We start from the raw sequence: 4320 nt of genomic DNA, 5'->3' as shown, positions 1-4320 counted from the left end.
AGAGCGAACCCGCGCCGTCCGCGCCTGTGCCTGCAAAGGGCGACGCCGGCTCGCCGCGCACGCCGCCGGTCGCGTTCGACGCGAGTGCCGTGATGCCGGACCAGGTGCCGTACGCGAGCCCGGCGGTGCGTCTGTTCGCACGCGAGCTCGGCGTCGACCTCGCCCAAGTGAAGGGCAGCGAGCGCAAGGGCCGCATCAGCAAGGAAGACGTGCAGAAATTCGTCAAGGGCGTGCTCTCCGGCGCAACCTCGGCGCCGAAGGCCGCAGCAGGCGGCGGTGGCGGTGCGGGCCTCGACCTGCTGCCGTGGCCGAAGGTCGACTTCGCCAAGTTCGGCGAGATCGAGACCAAGCCGCTGTCGCGCATCCAGAAGATTTCCGGTGCCAACCTCGCGCGCAACTGGGTGATGATCCCGCACGTCACCCACAACGACGACGCCGACATCACCGAGCTCGAAGCGCTGCGCGTCTCGCTGAACAAGGAATACGAGAAGGCCGGGGTCAAGTTCACCATGCTCGGCTTCCTGATCAAGGCGATAGTCGCCGCGCTGAAGAAATTCCCGACCTTCAACGCCTCGCTCGACGCGAGCGGCGAAAACCTCGTGCTGAAGAAGTACTACAACGTCGGCTTCGCCGCCGACACACCGAACGGCCTCGTCGTGCCGGTGCTCAAGGACGCCGACAGGAAAGGCATCGTCGAATCGGCCAAGGAAATTTCCGCGCTCGCGGCGAAGGCGCGCGACGGCAAGCTCGGCCCCGCGGAAATGTCGGGCGGCTGCATCTCGATCTCTTCGCTTGGCGGCATCGGCGGCACCTCGTTCACGCCGATCGTCAACGCACCCGAAGTTGCGATCCTCGGCGTGACCAAGTCGGCGATGAAGCCGGTATGGGACGGCAAGGCATTCCAGCCGCGTCTGATCCTGCCGCTGAGCTTGAGCTACGACCACCGCGTGATCGACGGCGCGCTCGCCGCGCGCTTCACCGCCTATCTGGCCCAGCTGCTGGCCGACATGCGTCGCGCGATGCTCTGATCGAGGACTCGAAACAATGGCAACTACCGAAGTCAAAGTCCCCGATATCGGCGACTACAGCAACGTTCCCGTCATCGAAATCCTGGTCAAACCGGGCGATGCGGTGACCAAGGATCAGGGCCTCGTCACGCTCGAATCGGACAAGGCGACGATGGAAGTGCCCGCGTCGGCCGTGGGCGTCGTCAAGGAGATCAAGGTCAAGCTCGGCGACGAGATTTCCGAAGGGCACGTCGTTGCGATTCTCGAAACGGAAGGCGCGGATGCGGCGCCCACGAAAGCCGAGGCGCCCAAAGCCGCGCCCGCTCCGGCGCCTGCAGCACCTGTCGCAACGCCGGCACCGAAAGCCGCGGGCGCATCCGGACGCAAGGCCGACATCGAATGCCAAGTCGTCGTACTTGGTTCCGGCCCCGGCGGTTATACGGCCGCGTTCCGCAGCGCCGACCTCGGCATGAACACGGTGCTGATCGAGCGCTACGCGACGCTCGGCGGCGTCTGCCTCAACGTCGGTTGCATTCCGTCGAAGGCGCTGCTGCACGCAGCCAAAGTGATCGACGAGGCGAGCCATGCAAGCGATATCGGCATCGACTTCGGCGCGCCGAAGATCGACATCGGCAAGCTAGGCGGATTCAAGAACAAGGTCGTCGCGCAGCTCACCGGCGGCCTTGCCGGCATGGCCAAGCAGCGCAAGGTCACCGTCGTGCAGGGTACCGGCAAATTCGTTTCGCCGAACGAGATCGAAGTCGACACGGCGGACGGCAAGAAACTCGTGCATTTCGAGAAGGCGATCATCGCCGCCGGCTCGCAAGCGGTGAAGCTGCCGGGCTTCCCCTGGGACGACCCGCGCATGATGGATTCGACCGACGCGTTGCTGCTGCAGGACGTGCCGAAGAAACTGCTCGTCGTCGGTGGCGGCATCATCGGCCTCGAAATGGCCTGCGTCTATGACGCGCTCGGTTCGCAAGTGACTGTGGTCGAGCTGTTGGATCAGCTCATGCCCGGCGCCGATCCGGATCTGGTCAAGCCGCTCGCGACGCGTCTGTCGAAGCGCTATGCCGGCATTCACCTCAAGGTGAAAGTCGCCAAGATCGAAGCAACCAAGGAAGGCTTGAAGGCGACGTTCGAGGGCGAGAAGGCGCCCGAGCCGCAGCTCTACGATCGCGTGCTCGTCGCGATCGGCCGCTCGCCGAACGGCAAGAAGATCGATGCGGACAAGGCCGGCGTCGCGGTGACCGATCGCGGCTTTATTCCGGTCGACAAGCAGATGCGCACCAACGTGCCGCACATCTTCGCGATCGGCGATCTCGTCGGCCAGCCGATGCTCGCGCACAAGGCGACGCACGAAGGCAAGGTCGCCGCCGAAGTCTGCGCGGGACAGAAGAGCGAGTTCGTCGCACGCGTGATTCCGAGCGTGGCCTACACCGATCCTGAAGTGGCCTGGGTTGGCGTCACCGAAACCGAGGCCAAGGCGAAAGGCATCAAGTACGGCATCGGCAAGTTCCCGTGGGCCGCCTCCGGCCGCGCGATCGGCATCGCGCGCACCGAAGGCTTCACCAAGCTGATCTTCGACGAGACCACGCACAAGATCATCGGCGCCGGCATCGTCGGCGTGAACGCGGGCGACCTGATTTGCGAACTTGGCCTCGCGATCGAAATGGGCTGCGAAGCCGCCGACATCGGCCTTACCGTGCATCCGCATCCGACGCTTGGCGAGTCGATCGGTATGGCGGCCGAAGTCTACGAAGGTACGATCACGGATCTCTACATTCCTAAGAGGAAGTAGGGCGATCATTCAGGGGGTAGTAAATGAAAATGGTGTACGCAGCGATGCTGCTGTTGATTGTTGGGGTCTCGGCCGACGCGGCGCCGGATATCAGTACATCGAAGACCGATCAAGCTTTTTCTTCACAGGAATGGAGGTATGAAGCGAAGGAACACTATCGATTCAATCTCGGCGGAGACTCTGGTCAGTACACGGATTGGGAGCGTCTAGATCTCGACGGATTCGACGGTATCGCAGCAACCGTGCAAATCGACAAAGTGTATGGCAAGCCTACCGACAAATGGGGAAGCATTGCACGAATCGCAATGTTCGGCACGGGTACGGAAAAGGAGCGTCCGATGTTTTCGCTAATGTTCTACGTCGACAGAAAAACCAATACGGTCGTCCCGATAATAACGCACGGGAAAAACGCCAAGGAGGAAGCATTCGATCTCAAGTTTGAGGTGGGAAAACCTATCGAATTCACCATTCTCCCCACGTCTCCCGGCAAGCTTCTATTTGGCTTTGGCAAGCAAACTTTCGAGGTGCCGTATGATTTCGAGATCAAGGCTCTCAAAGTGGTTGGTTCAGGTGTAGACGTGAAATTCGAACCTTTCAATCTTCTGCGTCGCGTGCAATCTCGCTAAGTCAGGAAGCGGCGGATTCGTCCGGGCTGATCTCCCGCGCCACTTCGTAATGCCGCACCAACGGCTCCATCTGCAGCAGGTACTGCTCGTCCTCAGGATAGTAGACGGCCTTCTCGGGATTCTCGCCGGCGAATTCGTGCACGGCGTTCATCGATTCCCAGAGCGAGATCAGCATGAACTCGCAGTGCTCGCCCTGGATGCGACGCAGGACGGTGACGCCGCGGTTGCCGGTCGTTTTCGCGTAGTCGGCGAGGCCGGTGCGGTCGAGATAGGCGAGGTAGTCGTCGGCCTTTTCCTTGAGCGTGATTCCGCGCCAGATGCGAGCGATCATGCCTGACTCCGTGCCGATGTCGGGATGACGTGCAGCATAGCGCAAGCCGCGTTGCAGCTTGCGAAATTTATGTTGCGCGGCGCGGCGCAGGCGTCATCGGCGCTAGACTTCGCCGTCCCTGCGATGGAGTTCGATTTGTCTTCCCTGGTGGTTTTCGGCGCGAGCGGCGTCGTCGGCGAATTCTTGTTGCCGCAGCTCGCTGCACGTGGCGAACGCGTGTTCGCGATCAGCCGCGATGATCGGGCGAATCCCGCCGGCGCGGAAAACATCGAATGGTCACGCGGCGATCTTTTCGGCGAAGTGCCCGAGCTGCCACCGGCCGGGACCGTGCTGAGCCTTGGTCCGCTTGACGCATTCGCGGCATGGTTCGCGCGCGAGGCGCCCGCATCGGTGCGCCGCGTCGTTGCCCTGAGTTCGATGAGCGCGGAAAGCAAGCGCGATTCGGTCGATGCGGCCGAGCGCGACCTGAGCGAGCGCCTGCGTACTGGCGAGGCTTTGCTGATGCAGGCCGCGCGCAAACGTTGCGTCGACTGCACGATCCTGCGTCCGACCCCG

General features: G+C 62.5%; 4 protein-coding genes and 1 pseudogene. 4 read left to right on the top strand and 1 reads right to left on the bottom strand.

Translation table 11 applies throughout. The features are described 5' to 3' along the window. The 3 genes from VF497_RS10050 to VF497_RS10040 all read left to right on the top strand — a co-directional run. Positions 1–1028 (top strand): dihydrolipoyllysine-residue acetyltransferase (locus tag VF497_RS10050; protein WP_330888238.1); only part of this gene is annotated, 1028 nt, incomplete at its 5' end. A gap of 16 nt (positions 1029–1044) precedes the next feature. Further along, complete coding sequence (gene lpdA / locus VF497_RS10045; protein ID WP_330888236.1) at positions 1045–2808, top strand: dihydrolipoyl dehydrogenase; 1764 nt, start codon at positions 1045–1047, stop codon at positions 2806–2808. Positions 2809–2831: 23 nt separating this feature from the next. Next, on the top strand, positions 2832–3434 hold the full coding sequence (locus VF497_RS10040; RefSeq protein ID WP_330888234.1) for a hypothetical protein: 603 nt from the start codon (positions 2832–2834) through the stop codon (positions 3432–3434). Position 3435: 1 nt separating this feature from the next. On the opposite strand, the gene VF497_RS10035 is transcribed toward VF497_RS10040, so the two are convergent. Continuing rightward, a complete protein-coding gene (locus tag VF497_RS10035) occupies positions 3436–3765 on the bottom strand; it encodes a hypothetical protein (protein ID WP_330888232.1) in 330 nt (109 codons plus the stop codon). Positions 3766–3900: 135 nt separating this feature from the next. Between VF497_RS10035 and VF497_RS10030 the strand changes: the two are divergent. Next, a pseudogene (locus VF497_RS10030) lies at positions 3901–4320 on the top strand (hypothetical protein); the annotation flags it as partial.

It is taken from the genome of Rudaea sp., from assembly GCF_036383415.1.
In the GTDB taxonomy this organism is placed as follows: Bacteria; Pseudomonadota; Gammaproteobacteria; order Xanthomonadales; family Rhodanobacteraceae; genus Rudaea.
The sequence above is the reverse complement of the archived record's forward strand: the minus strand, read 5'-3'. Positions and strand labels throughout refer to the sequence as shown.